Source organism: Gammaproteobacteria bacterium (assembly GCA_009845905.1).
Lineage (GTDB): Bacteria > Pseudomonadota > Gammaproteobacteria > Steroidobacterales > Foliamicaceae > Foliamicus.
The window spans coordinates 1-14,870 of record VXYS01000006.1; the positions used below are offsets into that span (position 1 = coordinate 1).

The 14,870-nt window shown below is 65.1% G+C and carries 15 protein-coding genes; 10 read left to right on the top strand and 5 right to left on the bottom strand.

Features of this window, described 5'->3' with window-relative positions:
- The first annotated feature begins 177 nt into the window (after positions 1 to 177).
- Positions 178 to 1,362, top strand: a complete 1,185-nt coding sequence (locus F4036_05510) for a tyrosine-type recombinase/integrase (GenBank protein ID MYK37197.1) — start codon at positions 178 to 180, stop codon at positions 1,360 to 1,362.
- On the opposite strand, the gene F4036_05515 is transcribed toward F4036_05510, so the two are convergent.
- Complete coding sequence (locus tag F4036_05515) at positions 1,359 to 3,620, bottom strand: response regulator (GenBank protein ID MYK37198.1); 2,262 nt, start codon at positions 3,618 to 3,620, stop codon at positions 1,359 to 1,361. The genes F4036_05510 and F4036_05515 overlap by 4 nt on opposite strands.
- A 251-nt stretch (positions 3,621 to 3,871) precedes the next feature.
- Between F4036_05515 and F4036_05520 the strand changes: the two genes are divergently transcribed.
- The 6 genes from F4036_05520 (at position 3,872) to F4036_05545 (ending at position 9,731) form a co-directional block, all read left to right on the top strand.
- Positions 3,872 to 4,084, top strand: a complete 213-nt coding sequence (locus F4036_05520) for an AlpA family phage regulatory protein (GenBank protein ID MYK37199.1) — start codon at positions 3,872 to 3,874, stop codon at positions 4,082 to 4,084.
- Between the two features lie 102 nt (positions 4,085 to 4,186).
- On the top strand, positions 4,187 to 4,780 hold the full coding sequence (locus tag F4036_05525) for a DUF1640 domain-containing protein (protein MYK37200.1): 594 nt from the start codon (positions 4,187 to 4,189) through the stop codon (positions 4,778 to 4,780).
- Between the two features lie 146 nt (positions 4,781 to 4,926).
- Positions 4,927 to 5,193 carry a hypothetical protein gene (locus tag F4036_05530; GenBank protein MYK37201.1) on the top strand — a complete coding sequence of 89 codons (267 nt, stop codon included), beginning with the start codon at positions 4,927 to 4,929 and terminating at the stop codon, positions 5,191 to 5,193.
- Between the two features lie 40 nt (positions 5,194 to 5,233).
- The gene (locus F4036_05535) at positions 5,234 to 7,024 is read left to right on the top strand and encodes a type I secretion system permease/ATPase (GenBank protein ID MYK37202.1); all 1,791 of its coding nucleotides are present in this window, start codon (positions 5,234 to 5,236) and stop codon (positions 7,022 to 7,024) included.
- Complete coding sequence (locus tag F4036_05540) at positions 7,021 to 8,412, top strand: HlyD family type I secretion periplasmic adaptor subunit (protein ID MYK37203.1); 1,392 nt, start codon at positions 7,021 to 7,023, stop codon at positions 8,410 to 8,412. The genes F4036_05535 and F4036_05540 overlap by 4 nt, the downstream gene beginning before the upstream one ends.
- Positions 8,409 to 9,731, top strand: a complete 1,323-nt coding sequence (locus F4036_05545) for a hypothetical protein (GenBank protein ID MYK37204.1) — start codon at positions 8,409 to 8,411, stop codon at positions 9,729 to 9,731. The genes F4036_05540 and F4036_05545 overlap by 4 nt, the downstream gene beginning before the upstream one ends.
- Before the next feature lie 78 nt (positions 9,732 to 9,809).
- Here the strand turns inward: F4036_05545 and F4036_05550 are convergent, their stop codons facing one another.
- From F4036_05550 to F4036_05560, 3 genes are read right to left on the bottom strand one after another with little or no spacing between them, the layout of a single operon-like run.
- Positions 9,810 to 10,358: an MOSC domain-containing protein gene (locus F4036_05550; protein MYK37205.1), complete on the bottom strand. Its 549-nt coding sequence runs from the start codon at positions 10,356 to 10,358 to the stop codon at positions 9,810 to 9,812.
- A gap of 4 nt (positions 10,359 to 10,362) precedes the next feature.
- Complete coding sequence (locus F4036_05555) at positions 10,363 to 11,247, bottom strand: hypothetical protein (GenBank protein ID MYK37206.1); 885 nt, start codon at positions 11,245 to 11,247, stop codon at positions 10,363 to 10,365.
- A gap of 15 nt (positions 11,248 to 11,262) precedes the next feature.
- Complete coding sequence (locus F4036_05560; protein ID MYK37207.1) at positions 11,263 to 12,537, bottom strand: CoA transferase; 1,275 nt, start codon at positions 12,535 to 12,537, stop codon at positions 11,263 to 11,265.
- 78 nt (positions 12,538 to 12,615) lie between these two features.
- On the opposite strand from F4036_05560, the gene F4036_05565 reads away from it, so the two are divergent.
- From F4036_05565 to F4036_05575, 3 genes are all read left to right on the top strand, one after another.
- Positions 12,616 to 13,035, top strand: coding sequence for a hypothetical protein (locus F4036_05565; GenBank protein ID MYK37208.1), 420 nt, complete (start codon positions 12,616 to 12,618; stop codon positions 13,033 to 13,035).
- Positions 13,036 to 13,150: 115 nt separating this feature from the next.
- Positions 13,151 to 13,795 (top strand): transcriptional regulator, encoded by a 645-nt coding sequence (locus F4036_05570; protein MYK37209.1) that lies wholly within the window; start codon positions 13,151 to 13,153, stop codon positions 13,793 to 13,795.
- On the top strand, positions 13,776 to 14,216 hold the full coding sequence (locus F4036_05575; protein MYK37210.1) for a hypothetical protein: 441 nt from the start codon (positions 13,776 to 13,778) through the stop codon (positions 14,214 to 14,216). Before F4036_05570 ends, F4036_05575 begins: the two co-directional genes overlap by 20 nt.
- Before the next feature lie 48 nt (positions 14,217 to 14,264).
- Here the strand turns inward: F4036_05575 and leuD are convergent, their stop codons facing one another.
- Positions 14,265 to 14,834, bottom strand: coding sequence for a 3-isopropylmalate dehydratase small subunit (gene leuD / locus F4036_05580; protein MYK37211.1), 570 nt, complete (start codon positions 14,832 to 14,834; stop codon positions 14,265 to 14,267).
- Positions 14,835 to 14,870 lie beyond the last annotated feature (36 nt).

A 14,870-nucleotide genomic window follows, 5' to 3' on the forward strand; every position in this document is an offset into this window, starting at 1 on the left:
GCGGATGTGGTGGAGGAGGAGGAGAAGTCGGCCATAAAGTCTCAATAAGTTTCAGAAAGTATCATGCGGTAATATAAGACGCTGATATAATTGAATAATGCTGAATCGGGGGTTTCTGGCGGCCCTGTTTCGGTTCAGACAGTCCTTCAATTTCTGTAATACCGGAAGTGATAATCGATGAAACGGCCGAGTCGACTATCGACAACGTTCGTGAACAAAATCAGCCGGCCGGGCCGCTACGGTGACGGTCGTGGCGGCTTCGGGCTGAGCCTTCTCGTAAAGCCGAGGAGCACCGGCGGACTGTCCAAGACCTGGTCGCAACGAATGATCGTGTCGGGCAGGGCGCTCAATATCGGGCTGGGCGCGTATCCCATCGTGACGCTGGCGGAGGCTCGCGAGCGGGCGCTGAACAACCGCCGCGCCGTCGCGAACGGCCACGATCCGCGCCAGAAGCCGCGCTTCGTTCCCACGTTCGCGGATGCGCTGGAAGAAACGATCCGGATTCAGGCCCAGGCGTGGAAGCCGGGGGGCAAGAGCGAACTGCAGTGGCGTTCGAGCATGGGCACTTACGCGCTGCCGCAACTGGGCAAGCGGCCGGTCGATTCGATCGAGCCGCGCGACGTGATGAACGTGCTGCTGCCCATCTGGAGCACCAAGCCGGAATCGGCGCGGCGCATTCGCCAGCGCATCGGTGCGGTCATGAAGTGGGCGGTCGCGCAGGGCTACCGCAGCGACAATCCGGCGGGCGATGCGCTGGGGGCGGCGCTGCCGAAGATCTCGAACGCCCAGACGCACTACCGCGCGCTGCCTTACCGCCAGGTTGCCCCCGCGTTGCGCAAGGCCTGGGCCGCGGGCGCCTACCCGGCGAAGGTACTTTGCCTCGAGTTTCTTACCCTTTGCGCGGTGCGCAACAGCGAAGCCCGCCTGGCGCTGTGGGACGAGATCGACGAGGAGAACGCCACCTGGACGATACCGGCCGGGCGGATGAAGGCCAACCGCGAGCATCGCGTGCCGCTGTCGAGCCGGGCGCTGGAGGTGCTGGCCGAGGCGCGGGCGCTGCGGGACGACACGGGCTACGTGTTTCCGTCGTCACGGGGCCGGCCCATGGGCGAAAACACGCTGGCGAGGTTCTGCCGCGAGCTGAACCTGGGCTGCGTTCCGCACGGGATGCGCAGCAGTTTCCGGGACTGGTCCGCCGAGTGCTCGGACGCGCCGCGCGAGGTTTGCGAAATCGCGCTGGCGCACGTGAACTCGGATCGCGTGGAGCGGGCCTACCGGCGCACCGATCTGTTCGAGCGCAGGCGGACGCTGATGGAGGAGTGGGCGCAGTACCTGAACGGCTCGGGTGGCGCTGACTCCTAGTCGTTCGGGCTTTCCGGCGCGGGCATGCGGTAGCCGACGCCGCGTTCGCTGAAGATCCAGGCGGGGTCCTCGGCGCTGTCGCCGAGCTTGCGGCGCAGGTTCCTCACGATCACGCGCACCCGGTTGACGTCGGCGTCGTCGCCCCGTCCCCACACCCGGTGCAGGAGCGTGTTGTGGCGGACCACGCGGCCGGCCTGGCGCGAGAGCAGGGCGAGGAGTTCGTATTCGGTGGGTGTGAGCGCAACGGGGCGCCCGGACACGGTGACCTTGCGCGACTCGTAGTGAATGGCGAGCCGGCCGTGCACGAACGGCCTGGGGTCTTCGCGACGGCGCAGCGCCGCGCGCACGCGCGCCACGAGCTCGGCCCGGGAGAAGGGTTTGACGATGTAGTCCACGGCGCCTGCTTCGAACGCGCGCACGATGGTCTCGTCGCGGCCGTAGCCGGAGATGAAGATGACCGGCAGGTCGGAAAGCTCCGGAACCTGGCGCAGCAGTTCGATGCCGTCGGCCGCGGGCAGGACCAGGTCGAGCAGCGCGAGATGGGGCCGCTGGGCGCGCACGATGGGGCCGAGGTCCTGCGGCGTTCCGGTGACCAGCGGTTCGAAGCCGGCTTCCGCCAGCGCGTCGCGGGCGAAACGCAGCGTGCGCGGGTCGTCGTCGAGCACCAGGATGCGCGGGGGTTCCGCGGTTCCTGCTTTTCGCGGATCGGAAACGGGTCTGTCGCGAGCGTCCGCCTCCGCTTCCGCAGGGACGGTAAAGGTAATGGTCGTGCCCCGGCCGGGGCCGTCGCTCTCGGCGCGGATACGGCCGCCGTGCGCCTCGACCAGGCCGCGGCAGATCGCGAGCCCCAGGCCGTGGCGCGCCGTGCTGCCGGCCACGCGCTTGCGGAACAGGTGCGGCAGCAATTCCGGAGCGATGCCGCTGCCGGCGTCGGCGATCGAGATGGCCACGTGCGCGCTGTCGCTTGCGGCGGTGATGCGGATGGGCGTGGATTCGGGCGCGTGCCGGGAGGCATTGGCGAGCAGGTTGTCGAGCACCTGCGCGACGCGCCGCCGGTCCGCCATGACCAGGGGCAGGCCGGCAGGAAGGTCCACGACGATTCCATGGCGGCCGCCGCCGGCCAGGAAGGCGGAGCGGGCGCGCTCCACCAGGTCGGCGACCTTCGACGGCTCGGGAAACACCGACAGCGTGCCCGAGTCGATGCGGCCCGCGTCGAGGAGGTCGCTCACGAGGTGGCGCATGTGTCTGGCCTGCTCGGCGATGATGCGGAAGAACTCCCGCATCTCGGCCTGGTCGAGGTCCGAAATGTCCTCGAGCAGCGTGTCCGCCGATCCCTTGATGGCGGCCAGGGGTGCGCGCAGCTCGTGGCTGACGAGCTCCAGGAACTCCGCGCGCATGCGCTCGATCTCGTCGAGCGGCGCGAGGTCCTGCATCGTCACGACCACCGACGCGCCGCGGCCGTCTTCGGCCTCGATCGGGGTGACGTTGATGAGCGTGCGCACGCTGCGCCCGTCCGGAGTGGAGAGAACCACTTCCTCCGAGCGCACGGTCTCGGAGTTCATGAACCGCTCCTCGTGCGGCAGGTCCGCGGGCGATATCTCGCGGCCGTCGCCGCGCCGGAAGGACAGCACCTCCAGTACCTCCTCGACGTTGCGGCCGGGTGTGCGAAGACTCTCGACGATGCGCCGCGCCTCGCGGTTTATCGACAACACCTGGCCGGTGTCCGCTTCGAACACGGCCACGCCGACCGGCGAAGTCTCCACCAGCGCCTCGACATTGGCCCTGGCGCGGCGCTCGCTGCGGTGCGCGCGGGCGTTCGCGACCGAGACCGCCGCCTGGGACGCGAACACCATGAGCAGCTCCTCGTCAGCCTCGGTGAATTCCCCGCCGCCCACCTTCTCGTAAAGGAAGAAGTTGCCCACGTTGACGCCGCCATGGAGCATCGGCGTGTACTGGAAGGCAGTGTCGGGTATCGGCGGCGGCTCAAGTCCGAGCGAGCGGCAGTATTCCGTGGAGTTCGCGTGGCGCACCGGCGCCTCCAGCACCCTGAAGTGCTCGAAAAGGCTCGCGCCGCCGGGCCAGGCCAGGAATTCGCGGTGTTTCTCGGAGGCGACGCCCGAGAAATAGAAGTCGGCGGGAGCGCCCGTTTCGTCCACGGTGGCAATGATTCCCACGCTTGCGCCGGTCAGCGCGCAGGCGCTGTCGATGATCTCGCGCAGCACGGTGTCCAGGTCCAGGCTCGCGCCGATGCGCAACATGGCGTCAGTGAGCGAAAGGTCGTGATCGTTAGGTTTTGGCACTTCTACATGAAATAAACACGAAAAGGGAGATTCTATACATATAAAGCTAACGATATAGCAGGCAAAATCGTAATTGGCACGAAAGGTGCCTGTTTGCGGGGGAAACGCATGTTGAGGAGACGCCGATGAGGAGTAGGTGTGATGCGTTCGGTTCCGGCGCGTCCGTGTTTTGTGTCCGGCGCTTTGCCGCCGGTTCGGGTGCCTGAGCCATGACTCAGGAACGCATGCTGGGCCTGCGGTCGGTCGTGTTGAGGACCGGCCTGAGCAAGAGCACCCTGTACCGACTGATCAAGCAGGGGAGCTTTCCCCCACCGTTGCAGTTGGCGGCCCGCGCCGTTCGATGGCGCTCCGACGAAATCGACGAGTGGCTGTCGAACCGCCCCCGCAGCGGCGGCCCCCCCACCTCCCACAAAATGAACTAACCCCTCCTGATTGACAGCCCGCGCCGCCGGGGGTTATAAAGCGTTCCAGCATCAAGGAAGGACGACAGGCGTTCTTCCAGGGAACTTTCAAGGAGGAATGAGATGCCTCAGGTTTTATTCGATACCCATGCAGCGGCAAGGAAACTGGAAAAGGCCGGCCATACGGCGCAACAGGCCGAGGCAGTGGTGGAAGTCATGAGTGAAGCTACGGAATTCGGTGCGCGGATGCAGCACGATCTGGAGCGCATCAAGTATGTGGTGGAAAACCATATGGCCACGAAGGACGACCTCGCCGACCATCGGGCGGCCACGCAGAACGACATCGCGGAACTCCGGATGGCCACGAAAGAGGACATCGCCGAGCTTCGGGCGGCCACGAAGGAGGACATCGCCGAGCTCCGGATGTCCACGAAGGAGGACATCGCCGAACTTCGCACGGAAATTCGCACGGAATTCGCGAAAATACCGCAGATAGTTCGCGAGGGTGTGAGGCAGGAGACCCCGGTGATACAGCTGCGGTCGGCGATGGCCGCCGGTTCGTTAACGTTCTCCCTGGGCGGGTTTGCCGTGATGGTGTTTACGAATGAACGCCTTGCCGCGATGGCGCTGGAGCACGGGTCCCTCATAGGGCTGATGATGATTATGGCGGGCTCGGCGGTCATGATGTTCCTTGCCTTGGCGGGCAGATCCGGATAGAGCCGCATTGCCGCAAGCCCTCGCTACTCCTTACGCCTGCTTGAATCGGGGTATCGCAGCCCCATATCTCCGCTAGAATCCTTACTGTCGGCCCCGCGCGACAGCCCGGCGCCGCCTTTTTCTAGTCTCTATGGGAGAAACGCCGGATGAGCGATACCAAAATCTTTGTTGACGGTCTGATGGCCGCGGTGCTGCGAGACGGCGTCGTTCGGCTGGAGTTCGGGGAATTCGAAGCCGAAACCGAAGGCGCCGGGGACGACGCGCCGCCGAAAATGATCCCCAAGACCCGGATCGCAATGCCCTGGCCCGGCTTTCTCCGCACCCTGCGCATGATGCAGGAAGTCAACGAGCGCCTGAAACAGGAAGTCGAGAAGCAGCGGGCCGCCCAGGCCAACGGCGGCACCGCCACCTGAGGCGCCTGGGAGCGAGGGCGTCTCGCCCTCGTAAAAACCGGTGAGCAAGCAGCCCGAAAAATCCAACGACGCGGAACGTCCCGCAACGCCGCTTCGCGCCGCGCTGAGCAAATACCGCGGCGGCTTCATCGCCATCGCGGTGTTCAGTTCGCTGGTGAACATCCTGATGCTGGTGTCGCCGGTGTACATGCTGCAGATGTACGACCGCGTGCTCACCAGCGCCAGCGCGGAAACGCTGCTGATGCTCACGCTGATCGCCGTGTTCCTGCTGGCGTGTTTCGGCCTGCTCGAGTGGGTGCGCCAGCGCCTGATGCAGCGCATCGGCCTGGCGCTGGGCCTGAACATGGCCAACGACGTGCTCACCAGCGCCTTCCGCAGCAACCTGGCCAGCCAGGGGCAGGCGGCCAGCCAGCCGGTGCGGGACATCGACAACATCCGCCAGTTCATGGGCAGCCCCACGATATTCGCGTTCTTCGACATTCCGTGGACGCCCATATTCACGGCCGTGATATTCATGTTCCACCCGCTGATGGGCGCGGTGGCCGTGTTCGGCGCGGTCGTGATATTCACGCTGGGCATCCTGGCCGAGTTCCGTTCCCGCCTGCCCATGCGGGCCGCGGCCATGGAGGGACTTCAGTCGCATCAGCTTCTCGAGTCTTCGATGCGCAATTCCGACGCGCTCAAGGCCATGGGCATGTTCGACGGGCTGCTGGGCCGCTGGCAGGGGCGGCACCGCCGTTCCGCATCGTTCCAATCGGCCGCCTCCGGACGCCTGAGCGTGCTGCTTTCCGCCACCAAGGCGTTCCGCTTTTCGGTGCAGGTGGGCATGCTCGGCACCGGCGCCTACCTGGTGCTGGGCGGCGACCTTACCCCCGGCATGATGATCGCCGGCTCCATCATCATGGGCCGGGCGCTGGCGCCGATCGAGCAGGGCATCGGCGCCTGGCGCGGTTTCGTGGGCGCCCGGCAGGCCTGGCGGCGCGTCAACGCGCTGCTGGAGAACTTCGGCGACGAAGACCAGGGCCCCGGAACGGAACTGCCGCGTCCTGCGGGCAAGGTCGAGGCCGAGAATGTCACGGTCGTACCCCCCGGGGCCGAGGTGCCGGTCGTGAACGGCGTCAGTTTTACGCTTGAGCCCGGCAGCATTACCGGGCTGATCGGCCCCAGCGGCAGCGGCAAGTCGTCGCTGGCCAGCGTAATGATGGGCGTGTGGCAGCCGGTGGAAGGCGCGGTGCGGCTCGACGGCGCGGAAATCGACGGCTGGCCGGACCGCCTGCGCCTCAAGCACTTCGGCTACCTCCCGCAGACCGTGGAACTCTTCGACGGCACCGTGGCCGAGAACATATCGCGCCTGGAGGAGCCGGACGACGAAGGCGTGATCGGCGCCGCCCAGCGCGCCGGTTGCCACGAGGTGATCATGCGCCTGGCGAAGAACTACACGACGCCGATCGGCGCCGGCGGCCGCGGACTCTCCGCCGGCCAGCGCCAGCGCGTCGCCCTGGCCCGGGCGCTGTACGGCGATCCGGCTTACGTGGTGCTGGACGAGCCGGACTCCAACCTCGACAGCGAGGGGCAGGAAGTGCTGGGCAAGGTGCTGGAGGCCCTGAAGGAACGGAGCATTACCACCGTGCTGATCACGCACAACGTGCGCCTGCTGAGGCGCGTGGACCAGATCGGCGTAATGCAGGAGGGCAAGATCGTGAACTTCGGCCCGCGTGACGAAGTGCTGGGGCAGTTCGGCGCAGCCAGGCCGCAGGCCGCCCGTCCGGCGCAGGCGCCCGCGGCCCCAGCGGCACCGGCGCGGCCCATACAGGTGAAATACACGCAATGAATATTCAAGTGCAGTCGGCGCCCGACAACTGGCGGACCAAATTGCTGGCGTTCCTGACGCGCATCCTGGAGACGCCGCCGAAGATCGAGGACAACGAGTCGATCGATCCGCTCAAGGACCGCGCGATGTGGATAGGCGGGACCGTCGTGAGCGTGGCCCTGGGCTCGTTCATCCTCTGGGGTTCGCTGGCCCCGCTGGCGCAGGGCGTGGTCGCGATGGGCCTGGTGGAGGTGGACGGCGAGAACAAGACCGTCCAGCACCTGGAAGGGGGCATCGTCAAGATCCTGCACGTGCGCGAAGGCGACAACGTGGCCGCCGGCGACCCGCTGCTGGAACTCGACGACACCAAGCCGCGGGCCGAGCAGGAACTGCTGGAAGCCCGCTACTACAGCGCTCTGGCCCAGATCGACCGGCTCAACGCCGAACTGTACGGCCGTGAGGAAGTGGTTTTCTCCTCGGAGTTCGAGAGACTTGTGGGCGATCCGCGGATCGAGGAAATCAAGCAGGCGCAGGTGGACCTGTTCAAGGAGCGGCGCGGCCAGCACGCCGGCGAAATCGAAATCCTCAAGGGCCGGGTGGAGCAGCTCGGCGAACAGGTCAACGGGCTGACGGCGCGGCGCGACGCCGCCCGCCAGGAGCAGGAGTTGCTGGAGAAGGACGTGGCCGCGCTGGCCAGCCTGGCCGAACGCCAGCTCGTGTCCGAGGACCAGCTCACCCAGCGGCGCCTGAACCTGGCGCAGACGCGCGGCCAGGTGGGGCAGATCATCGCCGAGATCGCCGAGGCGCAACTGTCCATCGGCGAAACGCAACAGCGCATCATCCAGTTGCAGAACGATTACCGCACGGAGCTTTCCACCGACCTGACCGAATCGCAGAACCTCTACTTCGAGACCGGCGACCGCCTGTTCGCCGTGCGCGACCAGGTGGCCCGCACCCGTATCCTGGCGCCGCTGGAAGGGAAGGTGATCAACATGCAGGTGCACACCGTGGGCGGCGTGGTGCCCCCCGCGCAGCCGATCATGAACATCGTGCCGGAGGACGACAAGCTGATCGTGGAGGCCAAGGTCATGCCCACCGACAGGGACAACGTGAACGTCGGACAGCAGGCGCGCCTGCGGATCACGCCGCTGAACCAGCGGGCGACGCCCGAACTGCTCGGCGAAGTCGTGCTGGTTTCCGCCGACATCCTGACCGACAACGAAGCTCAGCAGCAGTATTACATCGCGCGCATCAGCATCCCCGACTCGGAGTACGTCAAGCTGGGCGACAAGGACATCCGTCCCGGCTTCCCCGTCGAAGTAACCTTCAGCGGAGGCAAGCGCACGATGATGCAATACCTGGCGGAGCCGCTGTTCGGCACCCTCCGCCGCGCCATGAAAGAAGAATGACCACTCCGACTCATACCTGGGTGGGAGGGCGTCTCGCCCTCCTCATACTCACTGTCTGCGCTTTCCTCGCAGCCCCCACCACTTACGCTCAACAAGGCGTTGCCGGCGACGCCCCCTACACCCTGAACGAGGCCTTGCGCGACGCCCTCCAACGCGACCCGCGCATCCGCGCCGCCGGCAGCCGCGTGCAGGAGGCCGGCGAAGAGTTCGCCGAGGCCCGCAGCCTGCGCTTCCCGACCGTCAACCTCACCGGAGGCCGGGGCTACGGCTACAACCGCAACGAGGCCCGCAACATCGGCATCTACGAGGGCGAATCGCGGACTTCGGGCCTGCAGGTCACGCAAACCATCTATTCCTTCGGCCGCATCGGGGCGCGCGAACGCGAGGCCCGCGCGATGATCGAGGCCGCCGGTTTCGATGCCGAGGACGTTCGCCAGTCGGTGCAGCGCGACGCGGCGGTGGCCTACGCGGAGCAGATCTACACGCGCAGGATTCTCAACCGCCGTATCGAGTTCGAAAACCTGGTCGCCGAGCAGGAGACCTCGGTGCGCGAGCAACTGGAGCTGGGCAGGTCCGACCAGACGCAGGTGCACGAAGTGCTGCGCTACCTGCACCAGGCGCGCGCGGAGCGGATCGAGGCCGACACCGCCTACCGCCGCGCGCAATACGAACTGGCGCGGCTTACCGGCGCGATCCGCGAAAACCTCGATGCCGAGGGCTTGGTAATGCTGGACCGGGTGCTGCCCGAGACGCTGGACGCAGCCAAAAACCTGGGGATGGACGGCGCGCCGATTGCCGGCAAGGCACGGCAGAACCTCGTGGTGGCGCGCAGCCGGATGGAATTTCAGCGCTCCGAACTCTGGCCCCAGCTTGAACTGAAGCTCGGCGGCTCCGACGGTTACGTGGGCGAGATCCAGACCCGCGACGCCGACGCGCAACTGATGTTGCGCATGCCGATATTCGAGGGCGGCCGGAAGTTCGCGCGTGTGCGCAAGGCGCGCTACGCGATGGAAGCGGCCGAATACGACATGGACGCCGACCTGGAGCAGCTCGAACTGAACATCATCGTGTCCTGGAACCTGGTCAACGGCCTGGCGCAGGCTTGCGAGGAACTGGAGCGCTCGCTGGAAGATGCCGGCGAGATCGTATCCATCGTGGAAGAGAAGCTGCTGATGGGGCGGGGCACGGTGCTCGATCAGCTCGAGGCCGAAGAGATCGTCGCCCAGACCGACGTGACACTGCTCGAGAAACGCATGGAACTCGCCCAGGCCCGCGTCGGCCTCCTGCGCACCCTCGGCACCCTCCGTCCCGCGTTGTAACCTGGGAGTGGGGGCATGTCCCCCACAGCGTCCCGTCCTCCCCGGCGAAGGCGAGACGCCTTCGCTCCCAGGCCCTCGCTACAGCCTTCGGATCGCGTCGCCGACGCTCACCCGGCCCGACTGCACGATCTTCGCATTGATGCCCCGAAAGCAGTGCTTCTTCCCACGCCGCGAGTTCACGAACTTCATCGCTTCCAGCCCGAACCGGGCCGTGAACTTCTTGCAGCCGAGGTGCGGAATCGCAGTGACCTCGATGACGGCCGATCCCATGGCAAGCCGCGTGCCGGCGGGAAGGTTGTCCTTGCCGAGGTCGAGGTCCACGAAGAACTGATCGCCCGCGAGCGCCCAGCGCTCCCTGGACCTTGCCACGAGCGAGATGACCCGCGAGTTCATGATATTGAGCTGCATCTCCGGATGAGCCGATCCATCGGCCGTCATCCGGCTCCCGCGCGAGCGCCAATTGTCTCCGACGAGTCCCTCGGCGACGTCCAGCTCGCCTGAATCCAACACCTCCCGCTGGTCGGTGTCCGGCCGGCGCACGATCATCGAGACGACCCCGTCGTCTTTGGGTGACGCGAGGATTTCCGGCAGCCCCGCTTCGAGTTCGTCCGCGTTCAGAAAAAGCATGATCCTATTCGTAAGTTTCCAGCAACTCCGCCGTGTGCGCCGTCGTCCAGCAGGGATTGTACGAATACCCCCGGATCACCTCCACCGGCTTGAGCGGCAACAATTCCTCGTTGTCCGAATAACCGAACTCGACGCTGCCTTCTCCGGAAAACACGTTGATCGCGCGCGTGTTGCTGATCCGGTTGCGGATCAACTGTTTCGTGGCCGGCACGCTGGGGCTCATGGCCGGGTAGTAGCGAACCGAGTACAGCCAGCCGAACTTCGGCGCGGCATCGTCGTCCTCGCGTTTCTCCAGGCGGACCGACAGGTCCACGATGCGATAGCCCTCGCGGTCCACGACGCCCCTCAGGTTCGAGCCCACGCCCAGCGGCCTGATCACGGGATGGTTGGGCGGGATATGGGTCAGGTGAATGCGGGCGATCTTCTTCGGCCAGCCCATGAAGTTGCCGAAAGTCATCGACCAGTCCTTCGACACCCACATCGCGTTCATGAAGGTGCCGGGCTCGCCCTTGTACGAGCACCGCAAGCCCACCACGCCTTCGGTGTAGCGGGTGCGTTCGGGATTGTCATAGACGAGTTCCGGGTTGTCGCCCGGCACGCACACCAGTTCGTCCACGATCGCGAAGGCGCGGCCGGTGGGATCCGGCTCCAGCGGCGCCGGCAGGTAGCGCGCCACCTGTTCGGGGTCGGCGCGGTAGTCCACAAACAGGAAGTGTCCGCCGTAATGGTGCGGCGTGGGCGTGACCAGCGCCGCCTTGCCCTCCGGCGAGAGGGGATTGCTGTAGCCCTTTAGGTTGAGTTTCCGCATGTTGTACTCCTGGGAGCGAGGGCGTCCCGCCCTCGACAATACCCGCTTTTTTTGTGGAGGGCGGGACGCCGCGAGGGTCATGCCCTCGCTCCCGGGCTAGGTATCCGCTAACTCGGCGAGGATTTCTTCGGTGTGCTGGCCGGCGGTGGGCACGTCGCGGAACAGCGTCGGGCGGCTGCCGCCCACGGACACCGGCAGCGCCGGCAGGGAAGCCTTTTCGCCCGCGTATTCGCCGTCCGGCACGGTCACTTCAAGCAGCCCGCCGGAAGCCGTCAGGTGGGCGTCGTCGAACAGGTCCTCGGGCCGGGTGATGGGCGCGAACGGCAGGCCCGCCTGCGCGCATCGCTCCATCAGTTCGGCCGGCGTCATGGCCGCGAAGGTCTCCTTGATCTTGGGGATGAATTCGTCGCGGCGCGCCACCCGCCCGGAGTTGGTCTTGAGGTTCTCGTCGGCGCCCAGATCGTGCAGCTCGAAGGCCTCGCAGAACCGCACCCACTGCACGTCGCTCACGACGCCCACGAAGATCTGCTCACCAGTCTTCGTGGCGAACACCTCGTAGATGGCCCAGGCCGAAACCCGCGCCGGCATCGGCGTTGCCGCGGTGCCGGTCACGGCCTTCTGCGCCATGTGCTGACCCACGAGGAACACCGCGCTCTCGTAGAGCGTGGCCACGACCTCGCAGCCGCGCCCGGTGCGCTCGCGCTCGTGCAGCGCCGCCAGCACGCCCAGCGAGCCGAACATCCCGCCCTGCACGTCGATCACCGAGGCCCCGGCGCGCAGCGGCTTGCCCGGCGGCCCGGTCATGTAGGCCAGCCCCCCCATCATCTGCGCCACTTCATCCAGCGCCGCGCGGTTCTCGTACGGACCCGCCTGAAAGCCCTTTTCGGTGCAGTAGATCAGGCGCGGATTGCGCTTCGACAGCGTCTCGTAGTCCAGCCCCAGGCGCGCCATCGCCCCGGGCCGGAAGTTCTGTACCAGCACGTCCGAGCGGTCGGCGAGCTTGAGCGCCGCGTCCATGCCCTCCGGCGACTTCAGGTTCAGACAGATGCTCCGCTTGTTGCGGTTGTACATCGGGAAGTAACCCGCGCCCGAGCCCGGCAGCCTTCGGGTCGGATCGCCGCCCGGCGGCTCCACCTTGATCACGTCCGCCCCCAGGTCCGCCAGCACCAGCCCGCACGCCGGCCCCATCACCATGTGCGTAAGCTCCAGGACCTTCAGCCCCGCCAGCGGCCTGCATTCACCCGTATTCACAGCCCGGCAGCGTACCGCGTTTCCCGCCGCCCGCGCAACCACCTGCCGCCGACTCCCCCCGATCGATCGCGCGTGATAGGCTTGCCCTGCCACGGGGAAGAGAACACACGGTGCATTCATGCATACGCGTGCGCGTCCTTGAGACCACGGCATATCGCCCGCCCCGCTCTTTCCACTCACTTCTCAAGGAACTTCACTATGAAACAAATGATGATTGCCGTGGCTCTGCTTTCATTGATTCTTGCTGCTTGCGACGATGCGCGGCTAGCTTCCAATAATTTGTCGAGAGCGGCGGATAATTTTGAAATCGATCGACGCATCGTGTTCTACAACGGCATTACCGATACCTATATGCTCACCATCGAAGGCCGATGCGCGATAACAGATGAACAGAAACAACTGGAAGTGACCTGCAAGATTGGCGAAGACGCCTACAACAAGCATTTTTTGGGACTGTCCGACAACGTAACGTATTTCGCGGAGCAATTGGAAACTGCGGACGTCAGCGCATACCACCACCGGATTGTGTTCAAGCCCCAGGCCATTATTCCCGATTTCGACTTCCGCGGCAGCGCCGAAGAACTGCTCGAAAACGCTTCGGAATTGAATCAGCGATAGTCTCTCAAACCTGGCAGCAGCGGGCCATGTCCAGCTCGTTGATCTTCTGTCTGATCGCGCGCGGCGAGGCGGATGTCTATCCGCGCATGCGACAAAACAATATAAGATACCCATTATGGGGATAACAAATGAGACCACTTTGCCACTGCGCACTGATGCTGCGCGATCCTTGAACGACGCGTTGTTCACTCGCTCGCAACAGCGCGTGTTAGGAATCCTCTTCGGCCAGCCGGAGCGCAGCTTCCACGTCAACGAGATCATCGAGTTGGCCAATATCGGCCGCGGTACAGTCTCGCGCGAGTTATCGCGGCTGCAGTGCAGCCGGATTGCGAAAGTCACAAGGAACGGCAGGCGAAAACTGTATCAGGCGAATCCCGAATCAGCCGTGTTCCCGGAACTATGCTCCCTGGTCAACAAGACGCTTGGCTTTGCCAATTCCATCCGAGAGGCGCTTCAACCCTGCAGGGTCAAAATTGATTTCGCATTCATCTACGGATCGGTCGCAAAGGGAATGGATACCGCCACAAGCGACATTGACCTGCTGGCCGTATCGGATCACCTGCATTCATTTGAATTAAACGTGCCTCTGTTCCCCGCAATGCACGACCTGGGGCGGCAAATTGAACTGCACCATTACACCCGGCGCGAGTTTTCCTCGCGCAATCGATCCAGCGACTGCTTCCTAAGGCGGGTGCTGGACGGCCCCACGATTTTTGTCGTGGGGTCTATGGAAACCGTGCATGAAATCTGCCGAACTTGATAATCTCGTCAAGACAGGACATCTGGTCGAAGAGCCGCCTTTGCCGGGCGAGATTCGAAATGCCCTGGAGCGGGCGGAAAACTTGTTGCTGGATGCCAGCCGCGCTGTTACGCAGGATGGCCGGTTCTCACTAACGTACGACTCCGCGTACGCGTTCGCGCAGGCGGCTCTTAGGAGAAACGGCTATAGAGCTTCCGCGCGCTACATGGCGTTTCAATGCCTGATACACACAACGAACACCTCAGCGGAAGACTGGCGAGTGTTCAACGACGCGCACAAGGCGCGCAACAGAATTGCCTATGACGGCGAACCCTTGGACAAGTTCTCGCTCACAAACACCGGCCTGGTCGAAACCCTGTTGCAGGCCACCGACCGATTAGGCAAATGCCTGCAGGAGTTGGAGCGGGACCGGGAGCAGTAGCTCCGCCTGAATCTCGTTCACAGCGGGCGATGATTAGGGAAGCCAGGGTCAGGCCCAGGGGCGGGCGGTGCGGTCGGATTGCTCGAAGGCTTCGATGGCGGCGGCGTGTTCGTTGAGGGTGAGGGCGATGGGGTCGAGGCCCTTGAGGATCATCTCGCGATCGCGGGGCTTGATGGAGAAGGGCAGGGCCTGTTCGCCTACGCGCTGGACTTCGCAAGTGTGCAGATCGACCGTCAGGCGGAGTTCGCGGCGTTCGGCTTCGGCGCCGAGTGCCTCCACCTGGGATTCCGGCAGGACCACGGCCACGAGGCCGTTCTGCGCGCAGTTGGCCTGGAAGATTTCGCCGAAGCTCGGTGCGATGATCGCGCCTATGCCCCAGTCGGCCAGCGCCCAGACGGCGTGTTCGCGCGACGAGCCGCAGCCGAAGTTATCGCCGGAAATCAATATCTTCGCTTCCCGGTAACGGGCCCGGTTCAGCACGAAGTCCGGCGCTTCCTCGCGCGTCGCAAGGTCGGCGTAGCGCCAGTTGGCGAACAGGCCTTCTCCCAGCCCCTCGCGCGACACGCGCTTCATCTCGCGGCTCGGTATGATCGCGTCCGTGTCCACGTTGCGCCGCATCAGCGGCGCGGCCACGCCGGAAACAACGCCCCTCAC

Excerpts from the sequence above, each read along its gene's own strand:
- F4036_05545 (MYK37204.1), top strand. The coding sequence starts at position 8,409 with ATGACCACTCCGACTCATACCTGGGTGGGAGGGCGTCTCGCCCTCCTC.
- F4036_05515 (MYK37198.1), bottom strand. The coding sequence starts at position 3,620 with ATGTTGCGCATCGGCGCGAGCCTGGACCTGGACACCGTGCTGCGCGAG.
- leuD (MYK37211.1), bottom strand. The coding sequence starts at position 14,834 with ATGCGGCGCAACGTGGACACGGACGCGATCATACCGAGCCGCGAGATG.
- F4036_05560 (MYK37207.1), bottom strand. The coding sequence starts at position 12,537 with ATGAATGCACCGTGTGTTCTCTTCCCCGTGGCAGGGCAAGCCTATCAC.
- F4036_05520 (MYK37199.1), top strand. The coding sequence starts at position 3,872 with ATGACTCAGGAACGCATGCTGGGCCTGCGGTCGGTCGTGTTGAGGACC.
- F4036_05555 (MYK37206.1), bottom strand. The coding sequence starts at position 11,247 with ATGACCCTCGCGGCGTCCCGCCCTCCACAAAAAAAGCGGGTATTGTCG.
- F4036_05565 (MYK37208.1), top strand. The coding sequence starts at position 12,616 with ATGAAACAAATGATGATTGCCGTGGCTCTGCTTTCATTGATTCTTGCT.
- F4036_05575 (MYK37210.1), top strand. The coding sequence starts at position 13,776 with ATGAAATCTGCCGAACTTGATAATCTCGTCAAGACAGGACATCTGGTC.
- F4036_05530 (MYK37201.1), top strand. The coding sequence starts at position 4,927 with ATGAGCGATACCAAAATCTTTGTTGACGGTCTGATGGCCGCGGTGCTG.
- F4036_05540 (MYK37203.1), top strand. The coding sequence starts at position 7,021 with ATGAATATTCAAGTGCAGTCGGCGCCCGACAACTGGCGGACCAAATTG.
- F4036_05550 (MYK37205.1), bottom strand. The coding sequence starts at position 10,358 with ATGCTTTTTCTGAACGCGGACGAACTCGAAGCGGGGCTGCCGGAAATC.
- F4036_05570 (MYK37209.1), top strand. The coding sequence starts at position 13,151 with ATGGGGATAACAAATGAGACCACTTTGCCACTGCGCACTGATGCTGCG.
- F4036_05525 (MYK37200.1), top strand. The coding sequence starts at position 4,187 with ATGCCTCAGGTTTTATTCGATACCCATGCAGCGGCAAGGAAACTGGAA.
- F4036_05510 (MYK37197.1), top strand. The coding sequence starts at position 178 with ATGAAACGGCCGAGTCGACTATCGACAACGTTCGTGAACAAAATCAGC.